This is a genomic window from Pseudomonas sp. PDM25 (assembly GCF_019219045.1).
GTDB lineage: Bacteria > Pseudomonadota > Gammaproteobacteria > Pseudomonadales > Pseudomonadaceae > Aquipseudomonas.
The window spans coordinates 75,763-90,735 of record NZ_JAHUWL010000021.1; the positions used below are offsets into that span (position 1 = coordinate 75,763).

At 57.2% G+C, this 14,973-nt stretch carries 17 protein-coding genes and 1 pseudogene; 6 read left to right on the top strand and 12 right to left on the bottom strand.

The genetic code is table 11. The annotated features are described in order from the left end of the window. Positions 1-59: 59 nt before the first annotated feature. The 5 genes from KW848_RS28480 to KW848_RS28500 form a co-directional block, all read right to left on the bottom strand. Entirely contained in the window at positions 60-401 is a 342-nt protein-coding gene (locus KW848_RS28480; RefSeq protein ID WP_111451498.1) for a hypothetical protein, read from the bottom strand. After that, positions 394-660: a type II toxin-antitoxin system Phd/YefM family antitoxin gene (locus tag KW848_RS28485; RefSeq protein ID WP_111451497.1), complete on the bottom strand. Its 267-nt coding sequence runs from the start codon at positions 658-660 to the stop codon at positions 394-396. The genes KW848_RS28480 and KW848_RS28485 overlap by 8 nt, the downstream gene beginning before the upstream one ends. A gap of 78 nt (positions 661-738) precedes the next feature. Next, the gene (locus KW848_RS28490) at positions 739-1,248 is read right to left on the bottom strand and encodes a GNAT family N-acetyltransferase (RefSeq protein ID WP_218538790.1); all 510 of its coding nucleotides are present in this window, start codon (positions 1,246-1,248) and stop codon (positions 739-741) included. Positions 1,249-1,562: 314 nt separating this feature from the next. Further along, a complete protein-coding gene (locus KW848_RS28495) occupies positions 1,563-2,048 on the bottom strand; it encodes a GyrI-like domain-containing protein (protein WP_218538791.1) in 486 nt (161 codons plus the stop codon). 67 nt (positions 2,049-2,115) lie between these two features. Further along, a complete protein-coding gene (locus tag KW848_RS28500) occupies positions 2,116-2,778 on the bottom strand; it encodes a LysE family translocator (protein WP_218538792.1) in 663 nt (220 codons plus the stop codon). Between the two features lie 139 nt (positions 2,779-2,917). Here KW848_RS28500 and alaC point away from each other — a divergent pair, with 139 nt between their 5' ends. Next, positions 2,918-4,129, top strand: a complete 1,212-nt coding sequence (gene alaC, locus KW848_RS28505) for an alanine transaminase (protein WP_218538793.1) — start codon at positions 2,918-2,920, stop codon at positions 4,127-4,129. A 162-nt stretch (positions 4,130-4,291) separates the two neighbouring features. Here the strand turns inward: alaC and KW848_RS28510 are convergent, their stop codons facing one another. Next, entirely contained in the window at positions 4,292-5,644 is a 1,353-nt protein-coding gene (locus tag KW848_RS28510; RefSeq protein ID WP_046056184.1) for a GntP family permease, read from the bottom strand. Between the two features lie 82 nt (positions 5,645-5,726). Then, positions 5,727-6,260: a gluconokinase gene (locus KW848_RS28515; RefSeq protein ID WP_192411101.1), complete on the bottom strand. Its 534-nt coding sequence runs from the start codon at positions 6,258-6,260 to the stop codon at positions 5,727-5,729. Between the two features lie 213 nt (positions 6,261-6,473). On the opposite strand from KW848_RS28515, the gene KW848_RS28520 reads away from it, so the two are divergent. The 4 genes from KW848_RS28520 to KW848_RS28535 all read left to right on the top strand — a co-directional run bounded on the left by KW848_RS28520 (position 6,474) and on the right by KW848_RS28535 (position 9,880). Further along, entirely contained in the window at positions 6,474-7,505 is a 1,032-nt protein-coding gene (locus KW848_RS28520) for a LacI family DNA-binding transcriptional regulator (RefSeq protein WP_008151140.1), read from the top strand. Between the two features lie 174 nt (positions 7,506-7,679). Beyond that, a complete protein-coding gene (locus KW848_RS28525) occupies positions 7,680-8,312 on the top strand; it encodes a glutathione S-transferase family protein (protein ID WP_218538794.1) in 633 nt (210 codons plus the stop codon). 310 nt (positions 8,313-8,622) lie between these two features. Beyond that, positions 8,623-9,039, top strand: coding sequence for a hypothetical protein (locus KW848_RS28530; RefSeq protein WP_218538795.1), 417 nt, complete (start codon positions 8,623-8,625; stop codon positions 9,037-9,039). A gap of 343 nt (positions 9,040-9,382) precedes the next feature. Then, the gene (locus KW848_RS28535) at positions 9,383-9,880 is read left to right on the top strand and encodes a hypothetical protein (protein WP_218538796.1); all 498 of its coding nucleotides are present in this window, start codon (positions 9,383-9,385) and stop codon (positions 9,878-9,880) included. Between the two features lie 60 nt (positions 9,881-9,940). On the opposite strand, the gene KW848_RS32560 is transcribed toward KW848_RS28535, so the two are convergent. The 3 genes and pseudogenes from KW848_RS32560 to KW848_RS28545 all read right to left on the bottom strand — a co-directional run bounded on the left by KW848_RS32560 (position 9,941) and on the right by KW848_RS28545 (position 12,546). Next, positions 9,941-10,480: a methyl-accepting chemotaxis protein gene (locus KW848_RS32560; RefSeq protein ID WP_375154739.1), complete on the bottom strand. Its 540-nt coding sequence runs from the start codon at positions 10,478-10,480 to the stop codon at positions 9,941-9,943. Positions 10,481-10,483: 3 nt separating this feature from the next. Further along, a pseudogene (locus KW848_RS32565) lies at positions 10,484-11,260 on the bottom strand (PAS domain-containing protein); the annotation flags it as partial. A gap of 413 nt (positions 11,261-11,673) precedes the next feature. Further along, on the bottom strand, positions 11,674-12,546 hold the full coding sequence (locus KW848_RS28545; protein ID WP_218538798.1) for a LysR family transcriptional regulator: 873 nt from the start codon (positions 12,544-12,546) through the stop codon (positions 11,674-11,676). Between the two features lie 99 nt (positions 12,547-12,645). Between KW848_RS28545 and gstA the strand changes: the two genes are divergently transcribed. Continuing rightward, positions 12,646-13,248, top strand: a complete 603-nt coding sequence (gene gstA, locus KW848_RS28550; protein ID WP_218538799.1) for a glutathione transferase GstA — start codon at positions 12,646-12,648, stop codon at positions 13,246-13,248. A gap of 142 nt (positions 13,249-13,390) precedes the next feature. Here the strand turns inward: gstA and KW848_RS28555 are convergent, their stop codons facing one another. Both KW848_RS28555 and KW848_RS28560 read right to left on the bottom strand, forming a co-directional pair. Further along, positions 13,391-14,404, bottom strand: a complete 1,014-nt coding sequence (locus KW848_RS28555; RefSeq protein ID WP_218538800.1) for an ABC transporter substrate-binding protein — start codon at positions 14,402-14,404, stop codon at positions 13,391-13,393. Further along, positions 14,401-14,943 carry a sigma-70 family RNA polymerase sigma factor gene (locus tag KW848_RS28560; protein ID WP_218538801.1) on the bottom strand — a complete coding sequence of 181 codons (543 nt, stop codon included), beginning with the start codon at positions 14,941-14,943 and terminating at the stop codon, positions 14,401-14,403. Before KW848_RS28560 ends, KW848_RS28555 begins: the two co-directional genes overlap by 4 nt. Between the last annotated feature and the right edge of the window lie 30 nt (positions 14,944-14,973).

The following is a 14,973-nucleotide window of genomic DNA, read 5'->3' on the forward strand; positions in this document are numbered from 1 at the left end:
CTTGAACGAACACGAAAAAGGGTTGCCTTGCGGCAACCCTTTTGAGATTTGACTAGCGGTTAAAGGAGAAGACAGTAGTCGAGCAACTGCTTCTCGATACTTTGACGCTGACCGATAACCAAAGCGACCACTACAAGGTTTTCGCTCGGGAACACCTCATACAAAACCCGCTGTCCCATGGGTAAGTACTCACGAAAATGAGTGACCCCAAGCGATGCTGCTTCCTGACAAACACCGTAAACATGGGCCTGATTGCTCAGAGCCGTAACGATCTGCATCACCAGTTGATCAACCTGCTCTGCGGCTTTTTTTTGACCGCATTGCTGCGTGAGATAGTACTCCAGCGAAATAACGCCATGCTCCGCAGCGGTCGCAAACTCTACTCTAAAGGCCTCAGGCATCGTTATCGTCTTGCTGCGATTGGCGCCGCTGCGCCAGTCTGGCCAGCAAAGTGTCGCCAGAAATCAGCTTACCCTGCTCTTTGTCGCGAGAAGAAAACGAAAGAAGTTTGATCAGCGCGATGGCCTCATCTCGCCGCTTACGCTCCTCGTAGGATTCGATCACATAAGCCGGAACGCCATTCTGAGTGACGAGCATCGGCTCGGAAAGATCCAGCGCTGCCGCATTCTTTTTAACAAAACTGATAGTTTCAACTCGCATCACTCATTCCTCTGCTCACCACCCGAACAGGATGGCCAATGCAACAAGGTCTGAATTTAGGCCATTAAAAAACTTATCTCAAGAACTCATTTGCTCCTTTCCCAACGCCAACACCATCTCATGCCACGCCATCCCGCCATGGTCAGACGCTGAAGGCTTGATGTAGGCAAAGCCAAACCCGGCATACAGCGGAATGTGCCGCTCCTTGCACATCAGATGGATGTGGGTCTTGCCCAGCGCGCTCATCCGCTCAATGAATTCGCCCATCAACCGCTTCGCCAGCCCCTGCCCCTGAAAATCCGGGTGCACCACCACTGACATGATGACCACGTGCGGGCCAGCCGGGTCGTGGCCGATCAGTTCCTTGAACGCCTCGTCCGACATCTCGACCTGAAACGCCGCACCGGAATTGATGAAACCGGCTACAACGCCGTCGACTTCGGCCACGATGAAACCTTCGGGCCAGGTGGCAATGCGCGTGGCGATTTTTTCGCGGGTGGCGGCTTCGTCGCCTTCGTAGGCAATGGTTTCGATGGCGTAGCAGCGGTCCAGATCAGCAGGTGTGGCGTGGCGGATGACGGTGTTCATGGCAGCTCGAAATCAGCGGGAGGAAGGCTGGGGATCATAAATTAATAAGGAGTTCATATCGATCACCGCAGGCACCGTAAAGCCTGCGTATAGGCGCTGTCATTGCTTGTCAGTGCGGATTATTGATGTGTCCTGTCTCTGGCCATCAATAAGGGGAACACACCATGAGCAGCGTTCAGATCGGACTTCTTATGCTGTTGGGCATCAGCTCGTTTGGCTTTATCACGCTGACGATTGACCTGTTGCGGGCGCGACGGATGAAGCAAGGCAAGTAACGAGAGGGCGGCGGACACCGAGTCTGCCTCCCGCGGTAATCAAGGCTTGAGCGGCAGCCAGATTTCCAGCACGCCGGTGTTGAGCTTCGGGTTGAAGTCTTCGCTGTAGCGTTCGAATTCCGGCGCGTCCGCCGCCTGATAACCGGACTGCGGCAGCCAGGTTTTCCAGATGTACTGGAAGGTCTGGGGCAACTGATCGAGAGGGCCTTTGTGTTCGAACACCGCATAGTGCTGAGGCTGGACCTCAACCCAACGGTATTTATCCGGCAGGTCGTCGAGCTTGCTGATTTCAACGCCGGCAATGTATTCGAAGCCGCCCTTGCCATCCGGATTGCAACAGATGCCGTAGGTCACTTCGTTTTTTTGACCAGGGATTTTGCCAATCTCGGGGATGAATTTCTCCCAGAGTTCGGGGATTTTCTTGGAGGTTTCCTGGGTAAATCGGCCGCCAAGCCCGGCAATGAGCAGGAAGTGCCCGTGCTCGAAGCGTGGCTTGGCCGTTTCGACGCCTGTTTGCTCATCCATGGCTCAACTCCTGGAACAAAAAAGTGGGTTCGGCTGGGAGTATAGAAGCCAAACCGAATTCGCCCAATCACAGTGCATTCAACGGTTCGACAGCACCTGCACCAACGAACTCGTTATACCCCGATAGGATCACGTAGACCGCGAAATAGCAGAAGATCGCTGCCGATGCCATATAGGAATAACGCAGCAATTTGTCGCCCAGCAACTTGCCGCCGTGACTCGCGGCGAAACACAAAGCCACGCACCAGAGCACCCCGGCGCACAGAAACCCGCCTAGAAACAGCGCCGAGCTGAGGGCGCCACCGCCGCCGGAACGAGCGATCAATGTGCCGCCCACCGCCGCGAACCAGAGAATGGCGCTGGGAGACGACATGGCGAGGAAGATCCCGCGGAAAAACTCGCGCCGATGGGAGTTCTGACCCACGTCTTCGGCCTGCGCGAGTACCGCCTCATGGCGAATCGCCGAATAGATCATCTTCGCCGCGAAGTACAACAACAGCGCCGAACCGCCGATCCACAGCACCCAGCGCACGCTTTCGTATTGCAGCAAAACGGTCATCCCGGCCAAGGCCAGCACGGCGTAGATCAGGTCGCCGACGCACGTCCCCAACCCCAGCGCGAAGCCTTGAAAATAGCCACGCTGCATTGCCAGCGTGATCATCGCGATGTTGGCCACGCCGATGTCCAGGCACAGCGAAAGGCTCAGCAAGAAGCCACTGGTAAATTCCATCAACCGATTTCCTTCGGACAAATTTGTTTACATAGTCGCTGGACAGTTTGCCACATCACCCCTTACATTCCGCCACAGGTCACCGCAGTGACCAGCGTCGCTCGGACGGTTCCGGGCGCTCACGTTATCCGAGGCAACAATGGCTAACCCAGGTTCGCCGCGCCGCTTTGCGCGCATAGATCGACTCCCCCCTTACGTATTCAATATCACTGCCGAGCTGAAGATGGCCGCCCGTCGTCGTGGCGAAGACATCATCGACTTCAGCATGGGCAACCCTGATGGCCCTACTCCGCCGCACATCGTCGAAAAACTGGTGACCGTCGCCCAGCGCGAAGACACCCACGGTTATTCGACGTCCAAGGGCATTCCGCGTCTGCGCCGGGCGATTTCCAATTGGTACAAGGATCGCTACGAGGTCGACATCGACCCGGAAAGCGAAGCCATCGTCACCATTGGTTCCAAGGAAGGCCTTGCGCACTTGATGCTGGCCACCCTCGACCAGGGCGATACCGTTCTGGTGCCGAACCCGAGCTACCCGATTCACATCTACGGCGCGGTGATTGCCGGCGCTCAGGTGCGTTCGGTGCCGTTGATTCCGGGCGTGGACTTCTTCGCCGAACTGGAAAGCGCCATTCGCGGCTCGATCCCGAAACCGAAAATGATGATCCTCGGTTTCCCGTCGAATCCCACGGCTCAATGCGTGGAGCTGGATTTCTTCGAGCGGGTGATCGCCCTCGCCAAGCAGTACGACGTTTTGGTGGTGCACGACCTGGCTTACGCCGACATCGTCTACGACGGCTGGAAAGCCCCGTCGATCATGCAAGTGCCAGGCGCCAAGGACATCGCGGTGGAGTTTTTCACCCTGTCCAAGAGCTACAACATGGCGGGTTGGCGCATCGGTTTCATGATCGGCAACGCCGAGCTGGTCAATGCCTTGGCGCGGATCAAGAGTTATCACGACTACGGCACGTTTACCCCGCTGCAAGTCGCGGCGATTGCGGCGCTGGAAGGTGATCAGCAGTGTGTCAAAGACATCGCCGAGCAGTATCGGCAGCGTCGCAACGTGCTGGTCAAAGGCCTGCATGAACTGGGCTGGATGGTCGAGAATCCGAAAGCGTCGATGTACGTCTGGGCGAAGATCCCCGAGGCGTATGCGCATTTGGGCTCGCTGGAGTTCGCTAAAAAACTGCTGGCAGAGGCCAAGGTTTGCGTCTCGCCGGGTGTCGGGTTTGGTGAGTATGGGGATGATCATGTGCGCTTCGCGCTGATCGAAAACCAGGACCGGATTCGTCAGGCCATTCGCGGAATTCGCGGGATGTTCCGGGCGGATGGGCTGATTAGTAAATCTTGATGCCCTGCACATAACGCTGTGGGAGCGAGCCTGCTCGCGATGAGGGCTTAACATTCAACGAAGAGGTTGAATGTTAGTCAGTCATCGCGAGCAGGCTCGCTCCCACATTTGTTTCGTGGTGATCACAAGAGCTGTGTCACCACCTGTGCTTTGCAGTGCTACTTATACGAACAACGACAACAGCAAGATGAAGCCCAGACCCACCACGGACAGGATGGTTTCCATCGCGGTCCAGGTCTTGAAGGTTTCCGCCACGGTCATGTTGAAGTACTGCTTCACCAGCCAGAAACCCGCGTCATTCACGTGCGACAGGATCAACGAACCGGCACCGGTCGCCAGTACCAGCAGCTCACGGTTCACACCCGGAATCATCCCCACCACCGGCACCACGATGCCGGCGCCGGTAATGGTCGCCACGGTTGCCGAACCGGTGGCGATACGAATCACCGCGGCTACCAGCCAGGCCAGCAGGATCGGCGAGATCTGCGCGTTCACCGCCATGTGGCCGATCACGTCACCCACACCGCTGGTCACCAGCATCTGCTTGAAGCCACCACCGGCACCGATGATCAGAATGATCGCGGCGGTCGGCGCAAGGCTTGCGTCGAGCAACTTGAGGATCTTGTTCGAGCCCATGCCCTGACGGTGGCCGAAGGTGTACAGCGACAGCAGCAACGCCAGCAGCAGCGCCGAAATCGGGTGACCGATCAGGTCCATGAAGGTGCGGAAGAAATTGCCGTCCGGCAGCACCACGTCAGCAAAAGTCTTGAGCAACATCAGGAACACCGGCAGCAGCACGGTGATCAGGGTGATGCTGAAGCTCGGCAGCTCAGCCGCCTCTGGCTCGCGCGCCAGTTGATCGACCAGTTCCTGGTTAGGATGACCTGGAATGTACTTGGCAATGAACGTGCCGTAGATCGGGCCGGCGATGATAGCCGTCGGCAACGCAACGATCAGGCCGTAGAGAATGGTTTTACCAATGTCGGCACCGAACACGCCGATGGCCAGCAACGGACCCGGGTGCGGCGGAACCAGACCGTGCACGGCGGACAGACCGGCCAGCAGCGGGATACCGATCTTGATAATCGACACGCCGGTACGCCGGGCCACGATGAATACCAGCGGGATCAGCAGTACGAAACCGATTTCGAAGAACAGCGGAATGCCGACCAGGAAGGCCGCGAACATCATCGCCCACTGCACCTTGTCCTTGCCGAACGCGCGAATCAGGGTCTGGGCAATCTGATCCGCCCCGCCCGACTCGGCCATCATTTTGCCGAGCATGGTGCCCAGCGCAAGGATGATCCCGACGAAACCGAGCACCCCACCGAAGCCGTCCTGGAACGCCTTGATGATGGTGCCGATCGGCATGCCGGAGGTCAGCCCGAGAAAGGCGGCGGCGATGATCAGGGCAATGAACGGATGAAGCTTGAACTTGGTAATCAGGACGATAAGCCCGATCACCGTGACCACTGCATCGAGCAGCAGGAACGTCTCGTGGGACATGCCAAACATTAGGGGTGTCTCCTGGTTGTTGTTGTTATTAAAGCGGGTAATTCGCAAGCCAACAGGACAGCGCTATCTCTTCTGGCAAAACTCATACGGCGTGTTTCAGGCCATGAGCCTGCCACCAGTCATGAGCTTGCTTCGCCAATTGCTCGACGCTGTGCTTCGACGCGTCCAGAGCCAGGGTCAGGGGCTCACCAACGGGCGATTCAAGGGTGGCGAACTGGCTGTCGATCAACGTCGACGGCATGAAATGGCCCGGCCGATGGGAGACACGATCGGCGGCCACTTCAGGGGTCAGTTCAAGGAACACAAAGCCCAGGCCCGGCAAGGCACTGCGCAGACGTTCGCGATAAATGTGTTTGAGGGCCGAGCAGGTCAGCACCGGGCGTTCGCCCTTGGCGTCGATGCGGCGCAATTCATCGCACAGGCTGTCGAGCCAGCCGGCACGGTCTTCGTCGTTCAGGGGGATTCCCGCGCTCATCTTTTCGATATTGGCGGCAGGGTGGAAAGTGTCGCCTTCAATGGCGGTCGCGCCGCTGAGTTGGCACAAGGCCTCGCTGACGCAAGTCTTGCCGCAACCGGCAACGCCCATGATGACCAGGGCGGTGATGGGATGATTCATGTAACACCTCAGCGCGCAGACAGCGCTACCTTTGCCAGTTATGACACCAGAAAAAGCAGAAGTTGCCGACGCCTTCTTGTCATTTTTGTGGGTTGCAGCATGTTCGTTCCCAACGCCAAAAAACGGGGATCAGGCAAACCCCGCTCACGCATTTGCAGCTGCGTCGAGACAGCGCTACCTTAGTGCCTCGAATTTTGTTTGGCAAGCCGTCCGATGATCTCCCCTAAAAACGATAAAAATACGCGCACCACTGGCCGCCCCACTTTGAACGAAGTCGCACGCCTGGCCGGTGTCAGCCCGATCACCGCCTCTCGCGCCCTGCGCGGGGTCAGCACGGTGGCCACCGAACTGGTGGAAAAGGTGCAGAAAGCCGCCCTCGACCTGAACTACGTGGTCAACCCCGCCGCCCGCGCCCTGGCCTCGGCCCAGAGCCATTCCGTCGTGGTTTTGGTGCCTTCATTGTCCAACCTGCTGTTCATCGACACGCTGGAAGCCATTCATCAGGTTTTGCGACCAAAGGGCTTCGAAGTACTGATCGGGAACTTCCATTACTCACGTGATGAAGAAGAAAACCTGCTGCGCAACTACATGGCGTATCAGCCTCGCGGTTTGCTGCTGACCGGTTTCGACCGCACCGAAAGTTCACGCCGGATGATCGAGGCCAGCAACATTCCGTGCGTGTACATGATGGAACTGGACAGCGCCGCCGGGCTCAATTGCGTGGGCTTTTCGCAACTCGCGGCTGGCGAGACCGCGGCCGGGCATTTGCTGTCACGGGGTCGTAAGCGTCTGGCCTACATTGGTGCGCAACTGGATCAACGCACGTTGCTGCGCGGCGAAGGTTTCCGCAAAGCCCTGCAAAAGGCCGGTTTGTATGACCCGGACCTGGAAGTGCTGACACCTCGCTCTTCCTCCGTCGGCCTTGGTGGCGAACTGTTCCTGCAACTGCTCGCCACTCATCCCGATGTCGATGCGATCTTCTTCGGTAACGACGACCTGGCCCAGGGCGCACTGCTCGAAGCCATGCGCTGCGGGATCAAGATCCCCGAACAAGTAGCGATCCTCGGCTTCAACGACCTGCCGGCCTCGGCCCACATGGTCCCGCGCCTGAGCAGCATCAGCACCCCGCGAGAAGCCATCGGCCGCCGCGCGGCGGAGCAGATGTTGACGTTGATGGCTGGCAACACCGTGGCCAAACCGGTGCAGGACATGGGGTTTGAGTTGAAGGTGCGCGAGAGTACCTGACGCTGTGATCGCTCCCACGCAGAGCGTCAGAACGGCGCATCGCCCATGCCGTGGGTTTTCAACTAACCTTGATAGTGTTCCAACTTCGCCAACTTCGGCGCTGTCGGATCCGGTTTGAAAACGCTGAATACCTGTTAGATTCCTGAAGCGTCGAATCGCTAACGGAGTAGCTCAATGGAACATGCACTGAAGATTCTGGGCAAAGCCTCGTCCATCAACGTCAGAAAAGTCCTGTGGACCTGTGAGGAATTGGGTATTGCCTACGAACGTGAAGACTGGGGCGGCGGTTATGCGTCAACCCACACGCCGGAGTTTCTCAGGCTCAACCCCAACGCACTGGTGCCCGTGATCATCGATGAGGCCGGCGTGCTGTGGGAGTCCAACACCATCTGCCGCTATCTGGCCGGCAAACACCACAACACCGATCTGCTACCCCACGAACCGGCGGCCCGCGCTCGGGTTGAACAGTGGATGGATTGGCAAGCGACTGAACTCAATGCCTCCTGGAGCTATGCGTTCACGGCATTGGTACGCAAAGATCCGGAGTTCCAGGACCCGCATCACATTGCCGCCGGTGTACACGGCTGGAATCAGAAAATGGGCATCATCGAGCATCAGCTCGCGGCCACCAAAGCGTATGTCGCCGGACCGCACTTCACGCTGGCAGACATCGTCATCGGGCTGTCGATCAACCGCTGGCTGATGACACCGATGGAGCGCCCCGACTACCCGGCCATCGACGAGTATTTCCAACGGTTGGCACAACGTCCGGGATTCCTCAAATATGGCTGCAATGGACTGCCTTGAGCGGCCCCGCATTTTCTCGGCTGCGGCAACTGGGCCGAGAGCAGAAACAGCAGCCGCGTAAAAGGCAACAGTCCAAATGATCAACACGTTTTTTGCTTCGCTTTAACCATCCTGAAAACTGAAAAACATCCTTTCAATTGGATGTATTTCAGTTTTCAGCAGTATGACCGCTGGTCCAATTCTTCTTCCGCAAAGAACCTGACTGTCACTTCTGTCAGTAGACAGCATTATCCGAGTGGAAAATCATGTGTCTCCTCCGCGTCGATAGTTCACCGCGGCTCTGTTTGTAATGTGGCAAAGGAGATGACCCATGAGTAATAAAAAAGCCGTCGGGCTGTTCAGTGCAACAATCAGGGAAAATGGCGGCGAACCGCTGAGCCTTCCAGCCAAGCAAATCGTTTTCAGCGTTAAAGAATATGAACTCATAGTTGGCGGGTTCGCCCGAGATGACTTCCCTGTAGGCTGGGGAGTCCAGTTAGGTATATATGATGGCGAAATCAAACCTGGCTCATATCCATTCGACAACGGTAGAAGAGTCGGAGGTTTTTACAACCCTCGAGACCCTGATAGTTCCTGGATCGGGCAAAAACAGTCGGGAAATATCACCTTGATTGAAGTGGACCTTGAAAAAAAATTTGTGAGGGGCACGTATCAATTCATCGCTGTAAGCAGTCATGACCCACAGAAAAGTGCGGAGATAGAAGGCAGTTTCTCACTCACCGAATAGGTCAGGCGCCACTTGTAAAACATGAACGTTTCAAGTGATAAAAATTGCCCCTTTAATTATAAGGGGCAATCCGTTCAGGCCAACGCTAACTTATCTGCACGGTGGAGTTGAACTGAGTGGTCGATAAGTTTTTCGTTTCGCTTTAACACGATCGATACCTCCCCAAAAGGTCCCCTCGTGGGACCCTTTTCTTTTTGGGCTCGAGGACCGCTCATCGGCTTTACCTGACTCACGTCTCTTACCTGTCAATTGTGACAGTAGACAGTCGTTAGATAGGGGTAAATCATGAGCGTGTTGCGACAATCATTTGCTCGCACTAACGAACAAGAGAATGGAGGCTGACATGTCTATAAATAAACCCGCTACGACCACACTTTCACTGGATGACAACGCAACCAGTCAATCCGAATCAGCGACTGCGATGTCAACTCAGTCACTACAAAATTTTCGCGGAACCTGCACTGCAAAATTCACGAAGGATGGTAACGAAGTGGCGCCAGCCTTTGATGGCTCGCGCTTTCAAATTAGTTACGGCTCGCTCTTTCCGAAAACGATCAGTCTCATTCACATCGGCGACACCATCGATAACGGCCGCTATTTTGATTTCAGCATCATCCCTGCGCGCGGAAATGGTACTTATCCGATCCCCCTGACCAATAGCAATACTCGCTTCACTTATTCCCGACATGGTTTCAATGTCGATGAGGGAGAATTGACTATTAATGTCGACAACGGCAATTGCAGCGGCACATTTAGCCTCACGGTTACTGGCAACCCAAGCGGGGGCGCCTATGAAACTTTGAATATTGTAGAAGGGAAATTCGAAATTACAGCTATTTGATTCGCCTTTAGACTGCCCCTCTAAAGCGTGAGCTTCCCGAGGGGCAAATTTCGCGGATAGTCAGCTAATCTGCAACGTCGAGTTGAACTGACTGATCGCATCCACCACATGCCGCGACCCTTGTTGAATCTCCATAATCACCGCTCCCGCCTCGTTCGCCAGTTCCACCCCAAGCCCGGTTCGACTCAAACTGGACTGCATGCTCGACACCGCACTCAATGACAAATCGTGGTTCTTGCGCACCACTTCAACGATCTCCACCGTTGCCTGGCTCGTTCGTGCCGCCAGGCTGCGGACTTCATCGGCGACGACCGCGAACCCGCGTCCGTGTTCCCCGGCCCGGGCCGCTTCGATCGCGGCGTTGAGCGCCAGCAGGTTGGTCTGATCGGCAATGCCGCGAATGGTCTGGACGATGGTGCCGATGATGTCGGACTGTTTACTCACGGCATCAATGCTCAGCGCCGCTTCATTCAAGTCTTTGGAAATGTCCTGGATGGTCTGCACCGTTTGCTGCACCACATGCGACCCCTTCTGCGCACAAGCATCGTTTTGAACCGAGGTGCTGTGGGCCGACTCCGCGGCCGTTTGCAGGGTGGTCACCTGAGCGGTGATGTCGCTGGCGAACTTGACCACTTTGTACAACCGGCCCTTGGTGTCGAACAGCGGGTTGTAGGAAGCTTCCAGGAAAACCGTATGACCGTGCTTGTCTTTGCGCTCGAAACGGTGCGAGTGATATTCACCGCGATTGAGCGAGGCCCAAAACGCTTTGTAGGCCTGGGATTCGGCTTCGGCACGATGACAAAACAGGCTGTGATGTTGGCCCACCACTTCGTTGAGCGAGTAATGCATCGTCTTCAAGAAGTTGTCGTTGGCCGTGATGACCTTGCCGTCCGGGGTGAATTCGATTACCGCCATGGAGCGACCGATCGCCGCGAGCATGCTCTCGTTTTCGTGCTCCTTGTAGATCCTGGCCGAGATATCAGTGGCGACTTTGATCACACTGCGAACCTGACGATCAGCGCCGAACACCGGCATATAGCTGGCTTCAAGCCAGATCTCCTTGCCGTTCCTGTCCAAGCGTAAAAAGGTCCCGCTCACCGGCTCGCCACGGGCCAGGTCACGCCACAACTTGGCGTAGGCTTCGCTGCGATAGAACGCTTCTTCGCAAAAGATCCGGTGATGCTTGCCGCGCACTTCTCCGGCGCTGTAACCCATGACACTGCAAAAGTTGTCGTTGGCATCGAGCACGATGCCTTCGGGGGTGAACTCAATCATTGCCATCGAGCGACTGACCGCGGCCAACTTCGCGTTAGCCTCGGCCAGCGCGCAACTGAATCGTTCGATTTCCAGCAAGTCAGATTTGTGATGTCGGTTAAACATAGATCACCTTCAGCGCGGTCTTTTGTTTGATGAAAGTTCTTTGGTCTTTCAACAGCTCCACCACTACATTCCAAGGAACAGGCACACGCATCCCTCCACAGGAAGGACTGGGTCAGGTGATCAATGATGTTTAATCGGAGAGTCCATGCAGCAACGCTCTTATCAAGACATCCTTCTCTTGATAGCCCGGAATCGGACCAGCCCTAACGTTCTGATAAGACATTCCATTGACCGGACAGCTCCGTGTTGTTCAGCGTCGGTGCCTTGGGTTGCGCACACTTTTCACGTGTATGACGGCCTTCACATAGCGGTCGACATAGTTAGTTACGAGTCAGCATAGACAGGCGAGGCCGGTACGCAAGGCCACTAGTCGGCCACTATTGAGGACAAAATCGGTTCAGCATCGGTATGCGTCATTTCTCAGCGAGCATGCCCATCAACGCCTGCACCGCCGCCGAGGGTGGCTTGTTCGCAGCGGCCACCAAGGCAAATTCGCGATCGATACGCGGTTTGACCGGCACCACGCGCAGCCCCTGAAGTTGGCTCGGCAGTGTCATCTCCGGCACCAGCGTCACGCCGATGTTTTCCCGCACCAGGGTGAACGCACTGCTCCATTCACGGACCTCGACCCGAACGTCGCGCAGCTGCAGTCCGGCATCCTCCGCCAGGCTGCGAGCGTTGGTCGAACAACCGCCCGTGGCCAGTACAAAAGGTTGCTCCACCAACTCCGCCAGGGAGACGCCTTCTTCATTCGAACGGCGAGCCAAGGGATGGCCGCCAGGCACCACCGCCATCCAGGCATCGCGTCCCAGGCGACCGGCATTGAGCTCAGGCGCCGGGTTCAACACCACGCCAACATCCACCAGCCCGGCACCGAGCAGCGTTTCCACTTCATCGTCGCTGACCTCCAGCGCGACCACCTGAATACCGGGATAAAGCCGATTGAACTGACGCAACAACGGCGGCAGGAAAGTCGCCAACACCATGGGGAAACTGGCCAGGCGAATCGTCCCGCGCTGGATGTCTTTGGTGGCATCGACGCTGCTGCGGATGTTCTCCAGGGCATCGAGCATGGTTCTCGCGTGTTCGATCACAGACAAGCCGATTGCCGTCGGCAAGGTCTGGCGATTCTCCCGACTGAACAACTGAACGCCCAGGGTTTCTTCAATCAACGCCAAGGCCTGGCTGGCACCGGACTGGGTCATGCCGATCCGCTCGGCAGCCCGGGTAATGTTGCCCGTGTCAGCCACTGCCACCACCATTCGCCAATGCATCAGATTCATCATGGCAGTAGCTTTCCTTATGGCAGTTTTCTGAAAGATTAATTTTACCGAGGGTGCCGCGCACTATGACACTGGCGCAAATCCCCAGCCAGAGCCCTGCCGATGAAGTTGTATTACGCCCCCCACGCCTGCTCGCTGGCGCCGCATATCGTGCTGCGCGAACTCAATCTGCTGTTCGAATTGATCCGCGTCGACAACACCACCAAGCGAACCGCTAACGGCGAGGACTTCCTCTCCATCAACCCCAAGGGTTACGTCGCGGCATTGCAACTGGACGATGGCCAAGTGCTGACCGAAGGCCCGGCAATCCTGCAATACCTGGCAGAACTGCGACCCGAAGCGAACCTGGTACCCGTGAGCGGAACGTTCGAGCGGGTACGGTTGCAGGAATGGCTGAATTTCGTTTCGACAGAGATTCATGGCGGGCTGGGCTGGCTGTTCAGTTCGCAGTTCCCGGATGAGGTGAAAGCGCTGATCAAGGAGAAACTGTTCAAGCGTTTTGTTGTGTTGAGCCAGACGCTGGAGCGCCAGGATTATTTGATGGCTGACGGGTTCAGCGTTGCCGACGCGTATTTGTTTACGGTGTTGCGCTGGACGTCGGTGTTTGGGATTGATTTGAATCAGTGGCCGGCGTTGGTGCGGTTTCAGGCGCGGGTTGATCAGCGGCCAGCCGTGAAGACTGCATTGGCCGCTGAGTCGGAGTAAGGCGCAAGACCCTTCGCGAGCAAGCCCGCTCCCACAGGGGATCTCCAGTGAACACAGATTTTGTGAACACCAGAGATCCCCTGTGGGAGCGGGCTTGCTCGCGAAAGCTATCTGACAAACACCGTTGAAGCATCAGAAAAAACTACAAACTCCCACTCACCTTGGTCGCCACCTCCCCCGGCACCCAGCCCTTCCAGATCTGCGGCTGATCACGCAAAAACGCTTCGGCCACCTGACGCGGTTGCAGGCGCTTTTCGCTCATCTGGCCGAGCGTGTGGTTCAGCAGATCGATCGGCAGGTCGACCTTTTCGAAGAACGCCACCAGGTCCGGGTACTGCGCCTTGAACGGCGCGGACACGCCGATCGCCAGGCTTGCCGGCATCGACCGCGTGCCTTTTGGATTCGGGTTGTTGGCGTCGGCCAGGGTCTTCCAGGCGTCGGCGTCGAAGGCCGGCTCGTCGAGCTTCACCAGTTTGAAACGGCCCAACAGCGGCGTCGGCGACCAGTAGTAGAACAGCACCGGTTTGCCTCGACGGATCGACGAAGCCACCTCGGCATCCAGCGCAGCGCCAGAACCCGTGCGGAAGTTGACGAAGCTGCCGGTCAGGTCATAGGCCTTGAGTTTCTGACTGTTGACGATCTCCGAGGTCCAGCCGGTCGGGCTATTGAGGAAGCGTCCACGGCTAGGGTCTTCCGGGTCGCGGAACACGTCCTTGTAGCGCGCCAGGTCGGCCACGGATTTCAGCTCCGGGGCCAGGGGTTTGATGCCGCGTTCGGGGTCGCCCTTGATCACGTATTCCGGCACCCACCAGCCTTCGGTGGCGCCTTTGACCGTGTCGCCCAGGCCAAACACTTTGCCTTCCGAGGCGGCTTTGACCCACGCCGGACTGCGCCCGGCCCACTCTTCGCCGATCACTTGAATATCGTTCCTGGCCAACGCCGCTTCGAGACTGACGGTGCTGCCCGGCAAGGTATCGGTCGGGTAGCCGTAACCTTTCTCGACAATCAATCGCAGGATTTCGGTGATCAGGCTGCCGCTTTCCCAGGTGATGTCGCCGAAGTGGATCGGCGCGGTTTTCTCCGCAGCGGGAACGTGGGTTGCCACAAGGCTCAGGGCCAGCAGCGAACTGCCGAGCAGGGTTTTGATCGATCTCATGCGGACCTCCGGGTCAGGGAATTCAAGGATTGGTTGGCGCTGTGCCGGGCGCACAGGGCTTGAGTGCGAGTCATGTAAACGCTGACCGAGCGCTGGGAAATGCCCAGTTCGGCGGCGATTTGCGGGTAGGTCAGACCGTCGATTCGCGACAACAGGAACGTTGCGCGAACCTTGCCCGGCAAGCGCTCCAGCGTACGGTCGAGGCCATGCAAGGCCTGGGTCAATTGCAGCCGTTCTTCGGGCGAAATCGCTTGTTGCTGATCGAGGTGTCGCAACTGATCGAGGTGTTGGCGTTCCTGCTCACGGCGGCGCCAGAGCTGATAGATCAACCGCTGGGCAATGGTGGTGAGTAAGGCACGAGGCTCGCGGATCGGGGTCAGCCCCGGCGATTCGAGCAGCTGTAAAAAAGTTTCGGCAGCAATGTCTTCGACGCTGGAACTGGCGCCCAGATGCCGTCGCAACCGTGCGCACAGCCAGGGGTAATGCGCGCGGAACACTCCGCCCACGTCGTTGCGATGGGAAAGGTCGGTGCCGGACATAGAGGCTCCAAGGGTTAGGGGTCGCTGAAT

Excerpts from the sequence above, each read along its gene's own strand:
- KW848_RS28480 (WP_111451498.1), bottom strand. The coding sequence starts at position 401 with ATGCCTGAGGCCTTTAGAGTAGAGTTTGCGACCGCTGCGGAGCATGGC.
- KW848_RS28485 (WP_111451497.1), bottom strand. The coding sequence starts at position 660 with ATGCGAGTTGAAACTATCAGTTTTGTTAAAAAGAATGCGGCAGCGCTG.
- KW848_RS28490 (WP_218538790.1), bottom strand. The coding sequence starts at position 1,248 with ATGAACACCGTCATCCGCCACGCCACACCTGCTGATCTGGACCGCTGC.
- KW848_RS28495 (WP_218538791.1), bottom strand. The coding sequence starts at position 2,048 with ATGGATGAGCAAACAGGCGTCGAAACGGCCAAGCCACGCTTCGAGCAC.
- KW848_RS28500 (WP_218538792.1), bottom strand. The coding sequence starts at position 2,778 with ATGGAATTTACCAGTGGCTTCTTGCTGAGCCTTTCGCTGTGCCTGGAC.
- alaC (WP_218538793.1), top strand. The coding sequence starts at position 2,918 with ATGGCTAACCCAGGTTCGCCGCGCCGCTTTGCGCGCATAGATCGACTC.
- KW848_RS28510 (WP_046056184.1), bottom strand. The coding sequence starts at position 5,644 with ATGTTTGGCATGTCCCACGAGACGTTCCTGCTGCTCGATGCAGTGGTC.
- KW848_RS28515 (WP_192411101.1), bottom strand. The coding sequence starts at position 6,260 with ATGAATCATCCCATCACCGCCCTGGTCATCATGGGCGTTGCCGGTTGC.
- KW848_RS28520 (WP_008151140.1), top strand. The coding sequence starts at position 6,474 with ATGATCTCCCCTAAAAACGATAAAAATACGCGCACCACTGGCCGCCCC.
- KW848_RS28525 (WP_218538794.1), top strand. The coding sequence starts at position 7,680 with ATGGAACATGCACTGAAGATTCTGGGCAAAGCCTCGTCCATCAACGTC.
- KW848_RS28530 (WP_218538795.1), top strand. The coding sequence starts at position 8,623 with ATGAGTAATAAAAAAGCCGTCGGGCTGTTCAGTGCAACAATCAGGGAA.
- KW848_RS28535 (WP_218538796.1), top strand. The coding sequence starts at position 9,383 with ATGTCTATAAATAAACCCGCTACGACCACACTTTCACTGGATGACAAC.
- KW848_RS28545 (WP_218538798.1), bottom strand. The coding sequence starts at position 12,546 with ATGATGAATCTGATGCATTGGCGAATGGTGGTGGCAGTGGCTGACACG.
- gstA (WP_218538799.1), top strand. The coding sequence starts at position 12,646 with ATGAAGTTGTATTACGCCCCCCACGCCTGCTCGCTGGCGCCGCATATC.
- KW848_RS28555 (WP_218538800.1), bottom strand. The coding sequence starts at position 14,404 with ATGAGATCGATCAAAACCCTGCTCGGCAGTTCGCTGCTGGCCCTGAGC.
- KW848_RS28560 (WP_218538801.1), bottom strand. The coding sequence starts at position 14,943 with ATGTCCGGCACCGACCTTTCCCATCGCAACGACGTGGGCGGAGTGTTC.